Genomic DNA, 18,936 nt, shown 5'->3' with positions numbered 1-18,936 from the left:
GCTCCACGCCCGCTGCTTCAGGCCCGCTGCTTCAGGCCCGCTGCTTCAGGACATCGGCGATGCCCGCCAGGAACGAGTCGACGTCCGCGATCAGGTAGCCGGGCCGCAGCAGCACGGTCGAGAACTTCGCCTCGCGGACGTCCTTGGCCGTCACCGGGTAGTCGGTGGTGCCACGCAGCGTGGCCACGATCCGATCCAGGAAGGCGTCGACCTCGTCCTCGTTGTAGCCCGTGCCCATCCGCCCGGGCCGGAAGGCCACCCGCTCCACCCGCGCCGCCTGCGTCTCGAACCACTCCTCGCGCAGCATCTCACCGGTCGGCTCGGTCATGGCCAGCCGTACGGGACTCTTGGCCCGCGTCTCCAGCGCCACCACGAACGCCTCCAGCGCGAAGTCCACCGCGGTCTCCTGATAACCGCCGCGCCTGGCCCGGAACGTCGCCCTGCGTACGTCGTCGGCCGTGACCTGCTCGATGTCGCGCGGCCCCCTGCCCAGTGTCGCCTCGATGCGCCCGATCAGGGCGTCGACCTCGACCGGGTCGTAGCCTGAACGCATACCCATGACGCGTGGAAAGCGGTTCAAGCTCACTCCTTCTGCGGTGTGCTGGGGGGCTGCTCATATTGTGGGGCTCTTTATCCTGACAATGCGAACTGAGATATACCGTTACCGCACCATGCGATTGACCAAGGTCTCTTTCCGTTATCGAAGACGTGATCCTTCTGTCATGAAGGACGTGGACGCGCACCTTGATCCTGGCGACGTGATCGAGGTCGCCGGCGTCAACGGTGCGGGCAAGTCCACCCTGCTCCGCCTGCTGGCCGGGCTCACCAAGCCGTCGTCGGGCACCATCACCGACCGCCCGGCGGTGGTCGGCTTCGCTCCGGACCGCTTCCCGCTCGAGCAGCCCTTCACGGTGTCCGGCTATCTGCGCCATATGTCCCGTGTACGCGGGGGCGCCCGCTGGGAGCCTTGGGCGGAGCGCCTCGGCATGGCTCACCTGCTCGGCCTGCGGCTGAGCGAGTTATCGAAGGGCAGCGCCCACAAGGTCGGGCTGACCCAGGCCCTGATGTGCGGGCCCGGTCTGCTCATCCTGGACGAGCCGTTCGCGGGGCTCGACGCCGACACCCGCGAGGTGCTCCCGTCCATCGTCACGGAGCTCTCCGAGGGCGGCGCCATCGTGGTCGCCAGCGACCACCAGGGCGGCCTGCGCCACCTTTCCTCCATCCGGCACTGGACGGTGGTGGACGGCCTGGTCAAGGAGGGTACGGCGGGGCAGCGGGCGACCGTGCGGGTGGATCTGCCGGTGGACGAGGTCCGGTCGTTCGTGGCCAGGATGCGTGACGAGGGCTACCAGGTCCAGGACGTGTCAGTCACCACCTCCGCCACATCAGCGGTCACGGACGTCACCGAGGAGCAGCGATGATCGCGCTGACCGTTTTCCGCGTCGAGGCCTACATCCGGTCCCACCGCATTTTCCAGGCGCTGCTGCTCATGCTCGCGCTGATCGCGATCCTCTACGGCAGCCGCGCGCCCAAGGGCGCCGAGACCGAAGTCCTCACGGACGCCGCGGTGCTGGTGATCCCGATCCTGGCCTGGTCCAGCAGGAGCCTGCTCGACACCGAGCCGGATCAGCAGCGCGCCATGTCGGCGATCAGTGTGGGCAGCCGGTTGCGCGAGCTGAGCGCGGGCCTGCTGGCGGCGCTCGCGACGTCCCTGGTGCTCATCGCGCTGGCCCTGGGCTGGGGCCTGGTACTGGGCGTCAGCGCGGTCCCGCGGCCTGAGGAGTTCGCCGCGGTCCTGACGTTGTACGGCCTCGCGACGCTCGCCGGAGTCACGCTCGGCGCGCTCACCAGCCGGGCGATCCTGCGCTCCCCCGCGATCTCCATCATGTCGCTGCTGCTGGGCTTCCTGGTCATGCTGATGCTCAGCGCCTCGCCGCTGTACTGGCTCACGGTCCCGGTCATCACCTGGATGAAGTCCGCGAACTCCGCCGAGCTGACCGCCCGGCTGCCCGAGCTCGCGGCCATCTCGCTGGCGTGGTGCCTGCTCGGCCTGGGCTGTTACGCCTGGCTGCGCCGTACCCGACCCTGAAAACAGGAGGGAACGTCACGCGCGCCCCTTTTTGCCGCTAGGTTAGTGAGTACTCACCCACCTATGAGGAGCGGGCGTCATGAAGGTGATCTGTGTCGGCGACAGCATCACGCGCGGTCAGGTCAGCGCGAACTACGTGAAGGTGCTGGAGTCCAGGCTGCCGGGCACCACGGTGATCAACGCGGGCGTCAACTACGACGTCTCCGCCCATGTGCTGGACCGGCTGTCCGAGGTCGTCGACCAGGATCCCGACGTGGTCACCGTACTCATCGGCACCAACGACGCCACTGCCACGCTGGGCGAGACGACCGCCCGCAAGCTGCGCGACCGGTGGAAGCTGGCCGAGGACCCCAGCCCCGACGGCTACGCGGCGAACCTCTCCGCCATCGCCACCCGGCTCAAGGACGAGACCCGGGCCCGCATCGCGCTGATCTCGCCGCCGGTGCTCGGCGAGGACCTCGACTCGGTGGCGCTGCGGCGGACGTCGGAGTTCGGGGAGATCGTCCGCAAGGTGGCGGCCGAGCAGTTCGTGCAGTATCTCCCGCTCAACGAGCAGATGGTGGCGCACCTGGAGAAGGCGGAGGGCAAGCCGCGCGTCCACTACCGGGCGGACAGCCTGCTGGCGCCCACCGCCGCGATGCAGCACTTCTTTCTCGGGCGCGGCTTCGACGCGATCGCCAGGAGCCGCGGACTGCTGCTGACCACGGACACCGTCCACCTGAACAGCCGCGGCGCCGCGATGATCGCGGACCTGATCGAGGGCGTCGTGCGCTCTTCCTGAGCTTTCCTGGAGCTCTTCCCCGAGCTATTCGGCGGCGGCGAGCTGCCCGCAGGCGCCGTCGATCTCGCGGCCTCGGGTGTCGCGGACGGTCACCGGCACACCGTGGTATTCCAGCCGCCGCACGAACGCCCGCTCGTCCTCCGGCCGGGAGGCGGTCCACTTGGAGCCGGGCGTCGGGTTGAGCGGGATCAGGTTGACGTGCACCAGCTTGTTGCGTACGAGCTTGCCGAGCAGGTCGGCCCGCCACTCCTGGTCGTTGATGTCCTTGATCAGCGCGTACTCGATCGAGATCCGCCGCTTGGTCTTGGCCGCGTACGCCCAGGCGGCGTCGAGGACCTCCGACACCTTCCAGCGCGTGTTGATCGGCACCAGCGTGTCGCGCAGCTCGTCGTCGGGCGCGTGCAAGGACAGGGCGAGCGTGACCGGCAAGCCCTCGTCGGCGAGCTTGCCGATGGCGGGCACCAGGCCGACCGTGGAGACCGTGACGCCGCGCGCCGAGATGCCGAGACCGTGCGGGGCGGGCTCCACCATCCGGCGTACGGCCCCGATGACCTGCTTGTAGTTGGCCAGCGGCTCGCCCATGCCCATGAAGACCACGTTGCTCACCCGCCCGGGGCCACCGGGCACGTCGCCCGCGGCCAGCGCGCGGGCACCGGAGACCACCTGCTCGACGATCTCGGCGGTGGACATGTTGCGGGTCAGCCCGGCCTGACCCGTGGCGCAGAACGGGCAGTTCATGCCGCAGCCGGCCTGTGACGACACGCACATCGTCACCCGATCGGGGTAGCGCATCAGCACCGACTCGACCAGCGCGCCGTCGAACAGGCGCCACAGCGTCTTGCGGGTGGTGCCGGCGTCGGTGGTCTGCTCCTTGACCGGAGTGAGCAACGACGGCAGCAGCACCGACAGCTTGTCGCGGGCCGCCGCGGGCAGGTCGGTCATCGCGTGCACGTCGGCGTTCAGGCGCTCGAAGTAGTGCCGGGACAGCTGGTCGGCGCGGAACGCCTTCTCGCCGAGCTCCGTCACCGCCGCGCGGCGGTCGGGCATGGACAGGTCCGCCAGGTGCCGAGCCGGCTTGGCCCTGCGCGGCGCGACGAAGGTGAGCTGACCTGGCTGCTGGGACACGTTCCTGCCTTTGCTTGGGTGGATACCGACCAGGTTAGTGAACGTTCGGCTCCCAGGTGTCATTCCATGAGGGAGCTCCGGGTGGCGATAGCTCTCGCATGAGGGTAGGGGCCGATCTAGAGTGCATCTCGTATGGCGATTTTCCGGTCGGCTTCTGGCGAGGGGCAGACCGAGGTCGTCCTCACCGCCGGCAACCCGTACGGCAGCCGAACGCTCGTGGTCGAGCGGGACGAGGACGCCTCGGTAGCTTACCTGTGCTCGCCTGACGGCGCCGTGCACGGCGCCGTGTGGCTGGCCAACCACCGTCCCGCCCCCGAGGTGGTCGATCTGGCCAGGCTCAACTCCGGGCTGCCGCCGCTCATGCCCCGGCCCAACACCACGCACCCGGCCGGCCGCCGGCCGCTCGGGCAACTGACGGCGCTGTGGTTCGAGGAGGGCGACGGGGTCGCAGTCTATGAGGACGACGACCTGCTGGCGGTCATCCCCGGGTGGGCCGACATGAGCAGGGGGATGCCCGGCTACGCCCGTGACGCCGTGGGTGAGACGCCGTTCGCCTGGGCGCTGTCCGAGGCGCTAGAAGGGCTGCGTCCGCGTATCTCCAACGCCAGGTCCTACTGGCGCTGGCGGCATGGGGAGGGGGCCTGGGCGTCGTTCCAGGAGTTCGTCATGGGACATCTGGAACGGGGACTCGGGCCGGCCGGGCGCTACTGGGACGTGAGCGGGGAGCGGCTGCCGGCTGTCGGCATCACCGAGCGGCCGCCGTCCGGGCGCCGGGGGTTCACGGTGTTGTCGACGGTCGGGATGAGCTGCCAGCGGATGCCCACCGTCGAGCAGTGGATCGACCGGCCGGGGGCGTACGCCAGGATCGAGCTGGCCGTGGCCACCCGCGAGGATCCGCGCGAGGCGGCGCTGCTGCTCGTGTGGCTGTCGCAGTATCCGTGGCACTCGGTCACGTGGCTAGGGCACGGGCATACCGCCAAGTGGTATCACGAGCCGTCCACGTTCCCGCTGGGCCCGCAGTACGCGGGGGTCATGATGGTCGCCGACCCACCCGCCATGCCTGATTTATCAGGATTCGCCTTTGGCGGTGAGGCCGTCCGCTGGCTCTGGCTCCAGCCGGTCACCATCGAGGCGATGGAAGAACACCGCCACTAGCGCTCGGGAGGCGTTAGAAGAACAGCGTCATCAGCAGCCAGACCGGCACCAGTGTGGTCACCAGCGAGTCGAGCCGGTCCATGAGACCGCCATGGCCCGGCAGAAGCGTGCCCAGGTCCTTGATGCCGAGATCCCGTTTGATGATCGACTCGATCAGGTCGCCGACGGTCGCCAGCACCGCCACGAGCGCGCCGATCAGGGCGCCCTGCCAGAGCTGCCCGTCCATGAGCCAGCTCACCAGCCAGGCGCCCACCGCCACGCACGCGATGATGGACCCGGCCATCCCCTCCCAGGTCTTCTTCGGGCTGATGACGGTCATCTGGTGCTTGCCGAACAGCACGCCCGCGATGTAGCCGCCGATGTCGCTGGCCACGGTCACCGCGATGAAGATGACCACCCGATCACGGCCGTCGCCGGGCGCCAGCAGCAGCGCCGCGAACCCGGCCAGCAGCGGCGGATAGACCAGGATGAACACCGAAGCGGTCGTGTCGCGTACGTAGCCGTCCGTGCCGTCGCTGAACATCCGCCAGATCAGCAGGACGAAGACGACCACCACGAACGCGCCGAGCAGCCAGACGGGCCCGCCCCAGTAGGCACCGGCGAACATCGCGACCATGCCGCCGAGCAAGGGCACGGTCGGCACCTTGATGCCACGGCTGCCGAACGCCTGGGTCAGCTCCACCACCCCGACGCCCACGGCCCCCGCCAGCACCAGGAGAAAGAGTTCTTTGACGGTGTAGAGCGTGCCGATGACCAGCGCGCCCAAGCCCAGGCCCACCGCTATGGCGGCAGGAAGGTTCCGTCCGGTACGGCTGCCGCCGCTCGGGCTGGTGCCAGCCGTACTTTCGTCCACAGATCTCTTCCTGGGTCTCCCATGAGCCACGGCCCCCGCCACCGGGCGAGGGCCGTGCGGCGCGCCGCTCAGACCTCGAGCAGCTCGGCTTCCTTGTGCTTGAGCAGCTCGTCGATCTTGGCGACGTGCTTCTGGGTGATGTCGTCGAGCTCCTTCTCCGCGCGGCGGACCTCGTCCTCGCCCGCCTCCCCGTCCTTGATCATCTTGTCGAGGATCTCTTTGGCGGTACGGCGGATGTTGCGCACGGACACCTTGGCGTGCTCGCCCTTGTTCCTGGCGACCTTGATGTACTCCTTGCGCCGGTCCTCCGACAGCTCGGGGAACGACACGCGGATCACCGCCCCGTCGTTGCCGGGGTTGACGCCCAGGTCGGAGTCACGGATCGCCTTCTCGATCGCGGCCATCGAACCCTTGTCGTAGGGCTGGATGATCACCATGCGGGCCTCGGGCACATGGAACGAGGCCAGCTGCTGGATCGGGGTCGGCGTGCCGTAGTACTCGGCATTGATCTTGTTGAACATCGAAGGGGTGACCCGGCCGGTCCGGATGCCCGCGAAGTCGTCCTTCGCGACCGTAACGGCCTTGTCCATTTTTTCCTCGGCTTCGAGGAGGGTTTCGTCGATCACAGCGGCTCCCTGTCTTCTAGCTGGCGATGTCGGGCGCGCTCCCTCATTTGCCTGCGGGACTCACCAGCGTGCCGATTTTCTCACCGCGGACCGCTCGCAGGATGTTGCCCTCGCCCATCAGGTCGAAGACGACGATCGGGAGGTCGTTGTCCTTGCACAGGCTGATCGCGGTGGCGTCCATGACCTGGAGGTCGCGGATCAGCACCTCGCCGTAGTCGAGGTGGTCGAACCTGACCGCGTCGGGATTCTTCCGTGGATCGGAGTCGTAGACCCCGTCCACCTGAGTGCCCTTGAGCAGCGCCTCGGCGCCGATCTCCAGGGCGCGCTGGGACGCCGCGGTGTCGGTGGAGAAGAACGGCGAGCCGAGCCCGGCACCGAAGATGACCACGCGCCCCTTCTCCAGGTGCCTGATCGCGCGGCGCGGCAGGAACGGCTCGGCGACCTGCTGCATGGTGATGGCGGTCTGCACGCGGGTCTCGACACCGCGCCGCTCCAGGAAGTCCTGCAGCGCGAGACAGTTGATGACGGTGCCCAGCATGCCCATGTAGTCGGCGCGGGCGCGGTCGATGCCCTGCTCGGACAGCGCCGCCCCGCGGAACATGTTGCCGCCGCCGACCACCACCGACACCTGCACACCCTCGCGTACGGCCTCGGCGATCGAGTCGGCCAGGTGATCGACCACCAGCGGGTCGATCCCCAGCGGGTCGCCACCGGCGAACGCCTCACCTGACAGCTTCAGCATGACCCGCTTCCACCGGAGCGGATTCTGATACGAAGAAGCCGCCGACGTAGCTGGCTCCTGGTTCTCCTGCACGGCGGCGGCCTCCCTCTTAGGCGGTTCGATGGGCTGGAATTTCGTTCAAGCCTAAGCCTGGCCGACTTTGAAGCGAACGAAGGCCAGCACCTCGGCGCCGTTCTCCTCGGCGTACTTGCCGACGGTCTTCTTGTTGTCCTTGACGAACGCCTGCTGGAGCAGGGTGAAGTCCTTGTACCAGCCGCTGACGCGGCCTTCGACGATCTTGCCGATGGCAGCCTCGGGCTTGCCCTCCTCACGCGTCATCTCCTCGAAGAGCTTGCGCTCCTTCTCGACGACGTCAGCGGGAACGGCAGCGGCATTGAGGTAGTGGGGGGCCATCGCGGCGGCGTGCTGCGCGATGTCCTTGGCGACTTCGGCGTTCGGCTTGTCGAGCTGGACCAGCACGCCGACGGCCGGCGGCAGCGCCGGGTCGGTGCGGTGCATGTAGGCGCCGATGTAGCCGCCCTCCAGCACCGCGAACCGGCGGATCTCGATCTTCTCGCCCAGCGCGGCGTTGGCCACGTCGAGGTGCTCCTTGACGGTCTTGCCGTCGATCGAGGACTCGAGCAGCGTCGCCACATCGGCCGGCCTGGTGGCCAGGATGTGCTCGACGACCTGGCCGGCCAGCTCCTGGAAGCGCTCGCCCTTGGCCACGAAGTCGGTCTCGCAGTTGAGCTCCAGCAGCGCCGCGGCGGAGTCGCCGTCCTGCTTGAGCGCGACCAGGCCGTTGGAGGCGGTGCGCGCCTCGCGCTTGCCCACGTCCTTGGCGCCCTTGAGGCGCAGCAGCTCGATGGCGCGGTCGATGTCGCCGTCAGCCTCTTCGAGCGCCTTCTTGCAAGACATCATTCCGGCCGCGGTGATCTCGCGAAGCCGCTTGACGTCGGCCATGTTCACGGAAGCCATTGCTTTTTTCCTTGTGGGATTTCGTCGTGGATCGGGTGGGCGCCGACCTTCCGGCACCCACCCTATGGTTCGAACGGCCGGCGGCTGCCGTACAGGAGCTCAGAGTCTTACCTGGTGAGCAGCCCTGCCTTCGCGGCCTTCCCGGCTCTTCCGGCCTTGCCCGGCGGCGGGGGTATTGCCCCCCGCCGCCGGGCTCAGCGTCTGCGATGTCCGCTCGGCCTCGCTTGCGGGTCACTCCACGGAGCCGGGCTCAGTGCGCGACTGCTCGCCACCTCGGTCTTTACCCGAGGTGTGAGCGGTCAGGCCTGCTGCTGCTCGGTCTCGCCCTCAGCGGCGGCCGGAGCGGCCTCAGCCTCAGCGGGAACCTCAGCCTCAGCCGCGACCTCGGCCGGAGCCTCGACCTCAGCTGCGGGAGCCTCGACCTCAGCCTCGGGGGCAGCGGCCTCGGCAGCGGCGGCCTCGGCAGCCGGCTCGGGGGCGGCCTGCTCGGCTGCACCCTGCTCGATGAGCTCGCGCTCCCACTCGGCCAGCGGCTCGGCGGCAGCGGGCTTCTCGTCACCACGGGCGGCACCCGAGCGGGCCATCAGACCGGCCGCGACACCGTCGGCGACGACCCTGGTCAGCAGGCCGACGGCGCGGATGGCGTCGTCGTTGCCGGGGATCGGGTAGTCGACCTCGTCGGGGTCGCAGTTGGTGTCGAGGATCGCGACGACAGGGATGCCAAGCTTCTTGGCCTCGCTGATCGCGATGTGCTCCTTCTTGGTGTCGACGATCCACACCGCGCTGGGCACGCGGCCCATGTCACGGATGCCGCCGAGCGTGCGCTCGAGCTTGTCCTTCTCACGCCGGCGCATGAGGAGCTCCTTCTTGGTGAGCCCCGAGGCGGCGACGTTGTCGAAGTCGAGCTCCTCGAGCTCCTTCAGACGCTGAAGCCTCTTGTGCACGGTGGAGAAGTTGGTGAGCATGCCACCCAGCCAGCGCTGGTTCACGTACGGCATGCCGACGCGAGCCGCCTGCTCGGAGATGGCCTCCTGCGCCTGCTTCTTGGTGCCGATGAACAGGATCGTGCCGCCGTGGGCGACCGTCTCCTTGACGAAGTCGTAGGCACGGTCGATGAACGACAGCGACTTCTGCAGGTCGATGATGTAGATGCCGTTGCGCTCGGTGAAGATGAAGCGCTTCATCTTCGGGTTCCAGCGGCGGGTCTGGTGCCCGAAGTGAACGCCGCTCTCGAGCAGCTGTCGCATGGTGACGACGGGGGCCATGTGCTGGTCCTCCAGGTCTGGGCGCCCGTGCGGGCGGGCGCAGTTCTCGGTTGTGCCGCGGCAGCCCACTGGCTGTCGCCCTGATGCCCCGAAACGCTCCAGCCGAGCCGTGGCTCGGACCGATGGCGCGGTCCGCGATGGGGCATGCGAAGTCGGCCTGTGATGCACAGGCCACCCAAAAGTCTACCTCCCACGCCGCCCCGGCCTGACCGTCTCGGGTCAGCCCGCGTCGTGGTCCTCCGTGGGCAGCCCCGGCGCCGCCCTCCTCACATGCGGGAAGAGATTGACCTGGGCCTCGGCGACCCTGGAACCAGGCGGCGCCGCCCGCTCATCGCGATTGCGCGCCAGGTAGGGCTCGAACAGCTTCTCGACCTCGACATTGAGCCGCGCCATCTCCTCGGCGTCGAGCCGCAGCATCAGGCGGCTGAAGCGGGTCACCTCGCGCCACTCCTCGGGCTCCTGGTCGATGTTCTCCAGCGCCCGCCGGGCCTCCTCGTCCGCTTCCCGGCGAAACGCCTGGATCAGCAGGTTCTTGGCCTCACGTACCTCCGGCTGATCGCCCGGCTGCACACCGACCGACAGGGGCGTACTCGCCGGCTTCCAGACCCGCTCCCGCCCGTCGCCGCGCGGCGGCGCATCCTCCACGAAGCCGTACTTGGCCAGCATGCGCAGGTGATAACTGGCGGCACTCGGAGTGATGCCGGCGACCTCGGCGACCTCGGTGGCGGTGGCGTTGCCATCGACACCCAGCCGGTTGAGGATCGCCAGCCGGGCCGGGTGCGCCAGGGCCCGCATCGCCTTGGGGTCACTGAGGCTCTCCCGCGTCATGGCACCAAGGTACCCGGAAGTGATGTGAAGCATTGCCTTCACAACTCTGAAGGGTTACTTTCATAGTTATGAAGCGATCCCTTCACGAATCGGCGCCTGGGCCTACCCCTGTCCCACGCGGCTCCACCAGTTCCCCCCAAACCACTTACATCCCACCCAGATCTTCTCTTCCACCGAGCGACGTCCCACCCACGCCGTCTCTCTCGCCCAACGCCACTCCGGCGACCCTCCGCTCGCCCCACACCACACCGGCGGCCGCTATCTCCGCACCTCCACCTCGTTCTGCCTCCACACCTCGTTCTGCCTCCACACCCCGCTCTGCCTCCACGCTCCGCTCTGCCTCCACGCCCCGCGATCCGATCCCTCCGGGCGACGCGACCTCACCTGGAGACGCCCCACAGGAGCTAGACCAGGTGCCAGTCCTCACCCCTCTCCTCAAACAGCGCGACTATCGACTGCTCTGGACCGCGCGCACCATCTCCATCACCGGCTCCGAGGTGTCCAAGCTGGCCGTGCCGCTGACCGCGGTCACCCTCCTCGCCGCCTCCCCCATGCAAATGGGCCTGCTCACTGCCGCGGCCTCACTCCCCGCTCTGCTCTTCGGCCTCCAGTCGGGCGCGATCGCCGACCGCCTCTCGCGCCACCGCCCCCTCATGATCGCCTGCGAACTCGTCTCCTGCGTCGCCGCGTTGACGGTCCCTGTGGCCTGGCTCCTGGGCGTACTCAACGCGTTCTGGCTCATCGTCGTCGCTCTGGTCATCGGCTCGGCCGGCGTCCTCTTCAGGGCCGCGAACTTCCCGCACGTGGCCGCGATCGTCTCCCCCGAACAGCGAACGGAGGCCATGGCCGGCTTCCACGCCTCCTATTCGGTGGCCTCTGTCGGCGGCCCCGGCCTGGCCGGGCTCCTCGTACAACTGCTGACGGCCCCGCTGGCGGTGCTCACAGAGGCGCTGTCGTTCCTGGCTTCGGCACTGCTGCTGCGCTCGATTCGTACCCCGGAGAAGAACGAGCCGGCCCCCTCCCGCGGCATGTGGCGAGACGTGACCGAAGGGCTCCGCGCCAGCACCACCCATCCCGTACTCCGCGCCCTCCTCGGCGCGGGCGTCACCATCAACTTCTTCGCCATGGCCTATACGGCCGTCTACATGCTGTACATGGTGAACACCCTCGGCATCCCCAGGGGCCTCATCGGCGCCCTCATCGCCCTCGGCGGCGTCGGCGGGCTCATCGGCGCCTGGATCACCACCCGCGCCGCCAAACGCTATGGCGAGAACCGCGTGCTAGTCGTCTCCGTGCTCTTCTTCCCGATCGAAATCCTGGCAGTGGGCCTGCTCAGCGGCCCCCTCTGGTGGAAGCTGGCTCTGCTCGCGCTCACCGGCATCGTCACGGGTGGCGTCGTAGTCGCGTTCGCCACCTGCATGGGCGCGATCGTCCTGCGCGAAACCGCCCCCGAACTCCGTGGCCGTGTCAATGCCACCATGACGTTCGCCGTACAGGGTGTGATGGCCCTGGGCGGCCTCGTGGGTGGCGTACTGGCCGAGTTCGCGGGCCTGCGTCCCGTCATCCTCATCTCAGCGGCCGGCATCGCACTCAGTACGATCTGGATCTGGGCCTCTCCTCTGCGCCCCGGCCGCCGCTTCGCGGCCCCCAGGGACCTGGCATCAACCCAACCCTCACCAGAGCCCTCGAAGTCCTGACCCTTCGAGAACACCTCGTCCAGCGCCATCCCCTGACGTTTCCCATCGAACCGACACACCGTGGCAACCGACGTTCACCGTCTACGCCACGCGCCATGGCGACCGAACATCAACCCGACGGCCAAGCTCTGCGAACACCTCAGCATGGAGCATCCAGCGCCACCATCCGTGACATGCGGCTCAGGCAACTACACCCCCGGCCTCAGCCCTTCGAGCACAGGCCTTCGCTCGACCAGACACGGCCCCTCGCTTGGCTAGATCAACTCGCCCGCCAGTAGATCCATAAGCAACCCGTCGTGAAACTCTCCAGTCGCCGGATCCCGCTCATAGGCCCGCATAATCCCCACCCGCTTGAACCCCACCCGCTCGTAGGCATTGATGGCCACCGTGTTGTGCGCCGCAGGATCGATGGTCAGCCGGTGATGCCCCCGCTCCTCGATCAACCATCGCGCCAGCGTACGAACGGCTTCCTGACCGAATCCGCGTCCATGCCACCGCGGTCCGAGGAAGATATCGATCCCCGAGCTGCGATACATCGGATCCTCGACCTCCTCGTACTGAATCGCCCCGATCACCTCACCGCCGACCGTAATGGCGAGCATGTCGTCGAACTCATCGACCGGCCCCCACCACCTGGCCACCTCCGGTGCCCCCGCGATCTCCCGCAGTCGCGCCTCGTCATCCCGTACGACGTCCCGCAGGATCACCCGGGACCCACGCAGCTCAACCATGCCGCCTCCCCAAACCTGCCCGCGCCACGATGCCAGCAGCTATCCACAGGCTTACCGACCCGCGCCCCCTTTTCCACAGAATTACGTTCGCCCCACCAACGGCCCCCACCGCTCCCGCAAACTCACCGCATGCCCATCCACCCCACCCCCCACTGCCCATCACCTCTTGTCACCCACTCCAGCCCCACCCCTCCAGCACCGCTTCACTCTCATCCGGCCCCTCCCAACAGCCACTCCAGCCCCAATTCCTCTCGCCCCTTCGACCCCGATTCCCCGCATCCCTTCGGCCATCAAAACCCCACAACTCACCCTCATTCCTTCAACCACCAAAACCCCACAACTAACCGCCACCACCCCTTCAACCACCAAAACCCCACAACTAACCGCCACCACCCCTTCAACCACGAAATCCCCACAATCCACCGGCACCCCTGCGACGGCAGCAGGTCAACCCATCCCCCGCCAACAAAGCCCCTTCGGCGAGGAGCGCCCTCACGCCCGGCGACGCTTCTGGCCGCCCTCCTCGCCTTCGCCATTCCCCTGATTCCCTTGGCACTCGCAAGCCCTGCCGCTGCCGCCAACCGCCCTACGTGGCGATGGCCAATGGACGGACACCCCAGGGTCCTCCGCCATTTCGCACCCCCACCCGAGCCATGGCTGTCGGGCCATCGCGGCATCGACCTCGCCGCCGCACCCAGCACCCCGGTCGTAGCCGCAGGCCCAGGAACCGTCCGCTTCGCCGGCCCCCTCGCGGGCCGGGGCGTGGTCACCATCGAGCACACGGACGGCCTACGCACGACGTATCTGCCGGTCAACGCATCAGTACGCCAACACCAGCACGTAGCGCCCGGCACCCGCCTCGGAGTCATCGAACGCCCAACTGGCCACTGCCGAGAATCCTGCCTTCACTGGGGCCTCCTGCGCGGCTCCCACTACCTGGACCCCTTGCTCCTCCTCGGCCGAGCCCACATCCGCCTCCTCCCTTACTGGAACCTGGACGCCCTAGACACCGCCGCCCTCTCGACAGACACCGCCGCCCTCTCGACGCACTCACCACCATCAAGCACCGAACCCCTCCAACAAGCACCCGCCGACATGGCTCCCTCTGCGGAAACACCAGCAACTACCCGATTGCTGACATCGCCGCCTCGATCAAGCAGCACTCCTGCTCCCGCCCCCACCGTTTCGACCGGAACCTCCTCGCCCCCCACGACCAACCGGGCCTTCCACATCTCGGCACGTTCCGCCTCAACGCCCGCCATCTCAGTCATCAGCGTGGGGGCGCTGTTCAGCGCATTACTGCTGTTCACCCTGACCCGCCGCCATCGAAGAACGCGCCCCCAGCAACCCTGCATCTCCCGAGGTCAGCACCGCAAACAGCAACGCAGGCGGCTCCCACGAAAGCGCCGACGCAGAGCCAAGCCCACCAAGCGATAACCCAGGACGGCCACCTACCAGGCGTTTGGCCAGCGTCCCACTGTGTGGTGGATCCACGATCTCGCTGCATGGCTCCTACCAGGGATGATCAGAGCCAAGTAACCGAGAAGCCACAAACCGCCCTGCGGGACGTCATCCAAGCCTTGCCACGCAGGACCCCATCTGGGGACACGACCATGAGGCCAGCCGCCCCGAGCAACCCGCAAAATCCCACCGCGCAGAGTCGCTCGTATACCTCGTAGATCACGCACCAGACCCACCCGCTGGATCCCAACCTCGTCCCCGCTGACCCCGAAACCCTGCCGCCTTTGAGCCGGGAACCAAACCCGCCGCTGAACCCCAACCCCAGCCGCCATCGGTCCCAGGACCTAGCCTCCACAGGATCCGCAGGCCAGCCGCCCGCTGAACCTAAACCCCGCCCCTCATTGGACCGGAACCCAGCCGCCATTGGCCCCGGAACCAGCCCCCGCTGGATCTGGAGGCCAGCCCCCACTGAAAAAAGCCCCACTCCCCGTTAGAGCCGGAACTCAGCCCCGCTGAACCGAAACGCCGCCCCCGTTGGACCCGAAACGCAATCTTCATGGACCCCAAACCAAATATCCGGTCACGCCCTGGGGTGTGCCTGACGGTATGCCGTGCGGAGGCGCTCGATCGAGACATGCGTGTAGATCTGGGTGGTGTGCAGCGATGCGTGTCCGAGAAGCTCCTGGACGCTACGCAGGTCGGCGCCGCCCTCGAGCAGGTGCGTCGCCGCAGTGTGTCGCAGCCCGTGCGGGCCCATGTCCGGTGCTCCCTCGACCTCTCGCAAGCGAGCGTGCACCACCCGGCGCACCGTACCCGCGTCGATCCGCCCGCCTCGTACCCCAAGAAACACCGCCGCCCCCGAGCCCGCGCGGATCCACCGGGGGCGTCCGTGGACACACCATCTGTCCAGAGCACGGAGCGCGGGCAACCCGAATGGCACAGACCGTTCCTTACGGCCCTTGCCCAGCACCCTGATGACGTGCCGATCCCGATCGACATCGTCGACGTCCAACGCGCACAGCTCACTCACCCGCACACCAGTGGCGTAAAGCAGCTCCAGGATGGCCTGATCCCGGAGTTCCTTGGGCTCTCCATCCGCCGGCGCTTCCAGGGCGGCCTGAGCCTGCTCCTGATCGAGCACGGCGGGCAGAGGGCGGGGAGCCTTGGCACTGCCCAACAGCAGGCCGGGGTCGTCCGGCAACCAGCCTCTGCGATGGCAGTAGGCCGTGAAGGTACGTACGCAGGCGGTCCTGCGCGCCAGCGTCGCCCTCGCCTTGCCATTGGCATGCTGCTCGGCCAGCCATTCGCGCAACGTACTGATATCAAGGCCGTGGAGCTGACCGTCCAGGTGCTCGAACAGGGCCGTGACGTCGGAGAGATAAGCACGCACGGTATGCGGGGACAGGTCCCTTTCAAACCGCAAGTACCTGCCGAATTCGGCTGTCACCTCATCCGCCCCCAGCCACCCGTCGGCCACAAGCGCCTCCCCTCTCACAGACGCCGACCGCTGCCGGAGCCGCGCGCACCAGGCGATCGACAGTCCACGGCCGGGCTTCTACCCGTATATCGCCCTACCGTCGCCTCGTTTCGTTCACCTTTGCACATTGGTCCACGACCACCAGCCGACCGATGGGTGGTGTACTCGTTGGTCGCGGATCGATGACGACCCGCAGTGTGGCGTGGTTTCTCGGTCACTCGGGCCCAATCATCCCTGGCAGAAACCAAGCCATGCGGCGAGCTCGTGGATCCCCCACTCAGCGGGACGCCACCGCCATCAGGGGCTCCGTAACAGTGCAGGTTTACTCCTTTTGCCGGAATCCGTTATCCACTACGTGGGACTCGTGATCAATCCTTCTCCCACAAATGGGCATTGCCGTCCCTTCGACGAGGAGGGAGGCCCGTGGGGGCGCCGTCCCTTTGGGGAGGGGGAAGGCCGCGGGGGTTGCCGTCCCTTGGGGAGGCGCGTTGGGGGGCCGCTGTCCTTGGGGGAAGCCCGACGGGGTTGCCGTTCCTTGAGGGCGTTGGAGTTCGCCGTTCTCGGGGAGGGCCGTTGGGGTGCTGTCCCTTGGGAGGGAAGGCGAGCGCCCGCCCTGCGGTGCTCGGTCATGGATCGCGGGGCGGGCGCTCGTTCCAGGGCCGCGGGCGGGAGCGCCTCCGCCCGCGACGGCGGGAGGGTCAAGAGCTCGCGACGGTCATAAGGTCGCCAGCCCGTGACGGTGGGGAGAGTCGGGAACCCGTGACGGTGGAGACGGTGGAAGGGTCAGGAGCAGGTGGCGTTGGTGGGCTGGGCGGCCGTGCCGTTGGCGGTGAAGCCGACGGCGACCGACGCGCCGGGGGCGAGGTTCTTGGCGTAGTCGGGGCCCTTAGCGGTCCACGTGGTGCCCGACTGGGTCACGACCGCGTTCCAGCCGTTGACCAGCGTCACCCCCGACGGGAACGTCCAGGTGGCGGTCCAGTCGCTGATCGTGCCGGTGCCGGTGTTCTTCACCGTCAGCTCGCCCTGGAAGCCGCCCTGCCAGGAGTTCGTCTGCTTGTACGTCACCGTGCACTGCCCGGGAGGGTTGGGCGTGGGCGTATCGGAGGGCTGCCCGGTGCCGCCGGTCGGCGGGATCAGGTACGGCTGGAGGATGGCCTGCTTGGCCTGGTTGACGGTGGTCCAGTCGTCGTTGAGGATGCCCCCGGTGTCACCGGAGTTCGGGTTCCACGACCAGTAGGTGAACGACATCCCGTTCACCCCGGTGCCCGTGTACTTCAGGAGCTCCTGCAGCCAGATCTTGTCCACGTTCGCGGCCAGGGTGGTGCCGAACTCACCGATCATGATCGGCGCGATGTTCTGCTTGTACAGGTAGCCCCAGTACTTGTCCCAGATGGCCGGCAGGTTGGCGGGGTAGTCGGGGGCGTCGAACCAGGTCTGGTGGTAGACCGAGGTCGCATAGTCGTGGGGTGAGTAGACCAGGCGGTTGGCCACGTTGAGCCGTACCGGATACTGGCCCGCCTTCGACAGGTTCCCGCCCCACCAGCCGCAGTCCTCGTCGTTGCTGGGATCGCCGTCCCACACGTTGGACAGGCCGCCGCTCGGGCAGCTCACGCCCTCCACGAAGATCAGCCAGTTGGGGTTGACCGACAGGACCGCGTTGCCGGCCCGCTCGGCGGCCAGCCGCCAGTCGCGGGCTTGGTCGCCACAGCCCCAGCAGGAGCCGGTCGCGTTGGGGTTGGTGCCCTCGGCGTGCGGCTCGTTGTGCAGGTCGGCGCCGATGACGGTGGGGTTGTTCGCGTAGTGCTGGGCCAGCGCCTTCCAGTCGTTGATCCAGGTGCTCTCCGGCGTGGCGGAGACGTACCAGAGCGCGGACTGGCCCGCGGCGGTCGGGCGGTGGCGGTCGAGGATGATCCGCATGCCCTTGCCACCCGCGTACGCGATGATCTTGTCCAGGATCTGCAGCGGCGACAGGCCGATCAGGTCGGGGTTGACGTAGTCGTTGATACCGGTGGCCGTGGCGCCGGACTTGAGCGCGTCGTTGGAGTACGGCACGCGGATCGTGTTGTAGCCCAGCGAGGCCATCTTGTCGATGTGGCCCTTCCAGGGAGTGCTCGACCACAGGCCGTGGAAGGTCCGGTTGTCGGTCTCCATGCCGAACCAGTTGAGGCCGGTCAGGCGCACGGTCGCGCCCGCGCTGTCAACGATCTTGTTGCCGCTGGTGTGCAGGTAGCCGGTGCCCGTGCCGGCGACTGCGCCTGCTGGGGCGGCGGTGGTCACCGCGACAGCGACTGCCGCTCCGGCCACCAGCGTGGCCAGGGCTGCCGTCATCGCCTTGGACAAGTGCATGGGGGTGCCTTTCGGAGAGGGAGAACGCGGCGTCATGCTCGGCCGCCGTCTTCACGCTCGTCAACGCACCGTGGGTTCTATGGCTGTGACCAGGCAGAATGCTTGAAAGTTTCACTGGGCAGACTGGCGCTCGTGAGCGCGGAACAATCGGCGTATGCCCCGCGGCCACCCTGATCGTGCCGATCCCGGCGTACGAGCGGCGGCACCCTGGACACTTATGTGGCGCCCACCAAACCGCAGGACTGGTTAGCCGCCATTGACTTCACCGATGCCGCCGCGGCCGGCGCGCGGATCGCGCAGGAGTTCGACGGCTGGGCGCCTGAGCTCACCGCGCTGATCACCGACAGTGACACCGCGCCGGTCCTGCGCCCCTTCCACGCCCCGCCGATCGGGCACCGGTGGGATCGGCTGCCGGGAGTGACACTGCTCGGCGACGCCGCGCACCTCTCGGCCCCGAACGGCGAAGGCGCCAACCTGGCCATGTACGACGGCACCGAACTCGGCCAAGCCATCGCCGCGCACCCCGACGACATCGAGGCCGCCCTCGCCAAGTATGAGCAGACCATGTTCACCCGCAGCACCGAAATCGCCACCGAAGGAGCCGAGGTCTACGAGATGCTCTCCGGCGGCAACACAGCCCACAGCATGATCAACGTGCTCGTCGAAGACGAGCAGACCCCCATAAGTCGCTAGGTCGTGTGGGCAGTACAGCCGCTATCAGCGGAGCCTCTCGGCGGTCGGCAACCGCAACAGGTCCAGCGAGCGCGGCCAAGCCAGCGCCCCGAACGCCGCGTCCGCTTCCA

At 67.9% G+C, this 18,936-nt stretch carries 18 protein-coding genes; 7 read left to right on the top strand and 11 right to left on the bottom strand.

Features of this window, described 5'->3' with window-relative positions:
* Positions 1 to 31 precede the first annotated feature (31 nt).
* Positions 32 to 580: a DivIVA domain-containing protein gene (locus tag AB0B61_RS03925; RefSeq protein WP_357656443.1), complete on the bottom strand. Its 549-nt coding sequence runs from the start codon at positions 578 to 580 to the stop codon at positions 32 to 34.
* Positions 581 to 722: 142 nt separating this feature from the next.
* On the opposite strand from AB0B61_RS03925, the gene AB0B61_RS03920 reads away from it, so the two are divergent.
* The 3 genes from AB0B61_RS03920 (at position 723) to AB0B61_RS03910 (ending at position 2,870) form a co-directional block, all read left to right on the top strand.
* On the top strand, positions 723 to 1,421 hold the full coding sequence (locus AB0B61_RS03920; protein ID WP_358427517.1) for an ATP-binding cassette domain-containing protein: 699 nt from the start codon (positions 723 to 725) through the stop codon (positions 1,419 to 1,421).
* Entirely contained in the window at positions 1,418 to 2,089 is a 672-nt protein-coding gene (locus AB0B61_RS03915) for a hypothetical protein (protein ID WP_358427514.1), read from the top strand. Before AB0B61_RS03920 ends, AB0B61_RS03915 begins: the two co-directional genes overlap by 4 nt.
* 79 nt (positions 2,090 to 2,168) lie before the next feature.
* Positions 2,169 to 2,870: a GDSL-type esterase/lipase family protein gene (locus tag AB0B61_RS03910; RefSeq protein ID WP_358427511.1), complete on the top strand. Its 702-nt coding sequence runs from the start codon at positions 2,169 to 2,171 to the stop codon at positions 2,868 to 2,870.
* 24 nt (positions 2,871 to 2,894) lie between these two features.
* Here the strand turns inward: AB0B61_RS03910 and rlmN are convergent, their stop codons facing one another.
* The gene (gene rlmN / locus AB0B61_RS03905; RefSeq protein WP_358427508.1) at positions 2,895 to 3,995 is read right to left on the bottom strand and encodes a 23S rRNA (adenine(2503)-C(2))-methyltransferase RlmN; all 1,101 of its coding nucleotides are present in this window, start codon (positions 3,993 to 3,995) and stop codon (positions 2,895 to 2,897) included.
* Between the two features lie 132 nt (positions 3,996 to 4,127).
* Between rlmN and AB0B61_RS03900 the strand changes: the two genes are divergently transcribed.
* Positions 4,128 to 5,150, top strand: coding sequence for a suppressor of fused domain protein (locus AB0B61_RS03900; protein WP_358427505.1), 1,023 nt, complete (start codon positions 4,128 to 4,130; stop codon positions 5,148 to 5,150).
* Positions 5,151 to 5,163: 13 nt separating this feature from the next.
* Here the strand turns inward: AB0B61_RS03900 and AB0B61_RS03895 are convergent, their stop codons facing one another.
* From AB0B61_RS03895 to AB0B61_RS03870, 6 genes are all read right to left on the bottom strand, one after another.
* Positions 5,164 to 6,003, bottom strand: coding sequence for a phosphatidate cytidylyltransferase (locus AB0B61_RS03895; protein WP_358427502.1), 840 nt, complete (start codon positions 6,001 to 6,003; stop codon positions 5,164 to 5,166).
* A 68-nt stretch (positions 6,004 to 6,071) separates the two neighbouring features.
* Entirely contained in the window at positions 6,072 to 6,629 is a 558-nt protein-coding gene (frr, locus tag AB0B61_RS03890; protein ID WP_358427499.1) for a ribosome recycling factor, read from the bottom strand.
* Between the two features lie 43 nt (positions 6,630 to 6,672).
* Positions 6,673 to 7,371, bottom strand: coding sequence for a UMP kinase (gene pyrH / locus AB0B61_RS03885; RefSeq protein ID WP_225290523.1), 699 nt, complete (start codon positions 7,369 to 7,371; stop codon positions 6,673 to 6,675).
* 123 nt (positions 7,372 to 7,494) lie between these two features.
* Entirely contained in the window at positions 7,495 to 8,328 is an 834-nt protein-coding gene (gene tsf, locus AB0B61_RS03880) for a translation elongation factor Ts (protein WP_358427497.1), read from the bottom strand.
* Positions 8,329 to 8,627: 299 nt separating this feature from the next.
* The gene (rpsB, locus tag AB0B61_RS03875) at positions 8,628 to 9,593 is read right to left on the bottom strand and encodes a 30S ribosomal protein S2 (protein WP_358427494.1); all 966 of its coding nucleotides are present in this window, start codon (positions 9,591 to 9,593) and stop codon (positions 8,628 to 8,630) included.
* A gap of 219 nt (positions 9,594 to 9,812) precedes the next feature.
* Positions 9,813 to 10,421: a winged helix-turn-helix domain-containing protein gene (locus AB0B61_RS03870; protein WP_358427491.1), complete on the bottom strand. Its 609-nt coding sequence runs from the start codon at positions 10,419 to 10,421 to the stop codon at positions 9,813 to 9,815.
* 413 nt (positions 10,422 to 10,834) lie between these two features.
* On the opposite strand from AB0B61_RS03870, the gene AB0B61_RS03865 reads away from it, so the two are divergent.
* Entirely contained in the window at positions 10,835 to 12,118 is a 1,284-nt protein-coding gene (locus AB0B61_RS03865; RefSeq protein ID WP_358427488.1) for an MFS transporter, read from the top strand.
* A 254-nt stretch (positions 12,119 to 12,372) separates the two neighbouring features.
* Here AB0B61_RS03865 and AB0B61_RS03860 read toward each other — a convergent pair whose 3' ends face one another.
* Positions 12,373 to 12,849, bottom strand: a complete 477-nt coding sequence (locus tag AB0B61_RS03860) for a GNAT family protein (RefSeq protein WP_358427485.1) — start codon at positions 12,847 to 12,849, stop codon at positions 12,373 to 12,375.
* Between the two features lie 129 nt (positions 12,850 to 12,978).
* Between AB0B61_RS03860 and AB0B61_RS03855 the strand changes: the two genes are divergently transcribed.
* A complete protein-coding gene (locus AB0B61_RS03855) occupies positions 12,979 to 14,286 on the top strand; it encodes a peptidoglycan DD-metalloendopeptidase family protein (protein WP_358427482.1) in 1,308 nt (435 codons plus the stop codon).
* 604 nt (positions 14,287 to 14,890) lie between these two features.
* Here AB0B61_RS03855 and AB0B61_RS03850 read toward each other — a convergent pair.
* Together AB0B61_RS03850 and AB0B61_RS03845 are read right to left on the bottom strand one after the other, a co-directional pair.
* Complete coding sequence (locus AB0B61_RS03850) at positions 14,891 to 15,787, bottom strand: tyrosine recombinase XerC (protein ID WP_358427479.1); 897 nt, start codon at positions 15,785 to 15,787, stop codon at positions 14,891 to 14,893.
* Positions 15,788 to 16,570: 783 nt separating this feature from the next.
* Positions 16,571 to 18,133, bottom strand: coding sequence for a cellulase family glycosylhydrolase (locus AB0B61_RS03845; protein ID WP_358427476.1), 1,563 nt, complete (start codon positions 18,131 to 18,133; stop codon positions 16,571 to 16,573).
* Between the two features lie 219 nt (positions 18,134 to 18,352).
* Here AB0B61_RS03845 and AB0B61_RS03840 point away from each other — a divergent pair, with 219 nt between their 5' ends.
* Positions 18,353 to 18,826, top strand: a complete 474-nt coding sequence (locus tag AB0B61_RS03840; protein WP_358427473.1) for an FAD-dependent monooxygenase — start codon at positions 18,353 to 18,355, stop codon at positions 18,824 to 18,826.
* Positions 18,827 to 18,936 lie beyond the last annotated feature (110 nt).

Source organism: Nonomuraea sp. NPDC049158, from assembly GCF_040648335.1.
Taxonomy (GTDB): domain Bacteria; phylum Actinomycetota; class Actinomycetes; order Streptosporangiales; family Streptosporangiaceae; genus Nonomuraea.
This window is presented reverse-complemented; position numbering and strand designations above follow the sequence as displayed.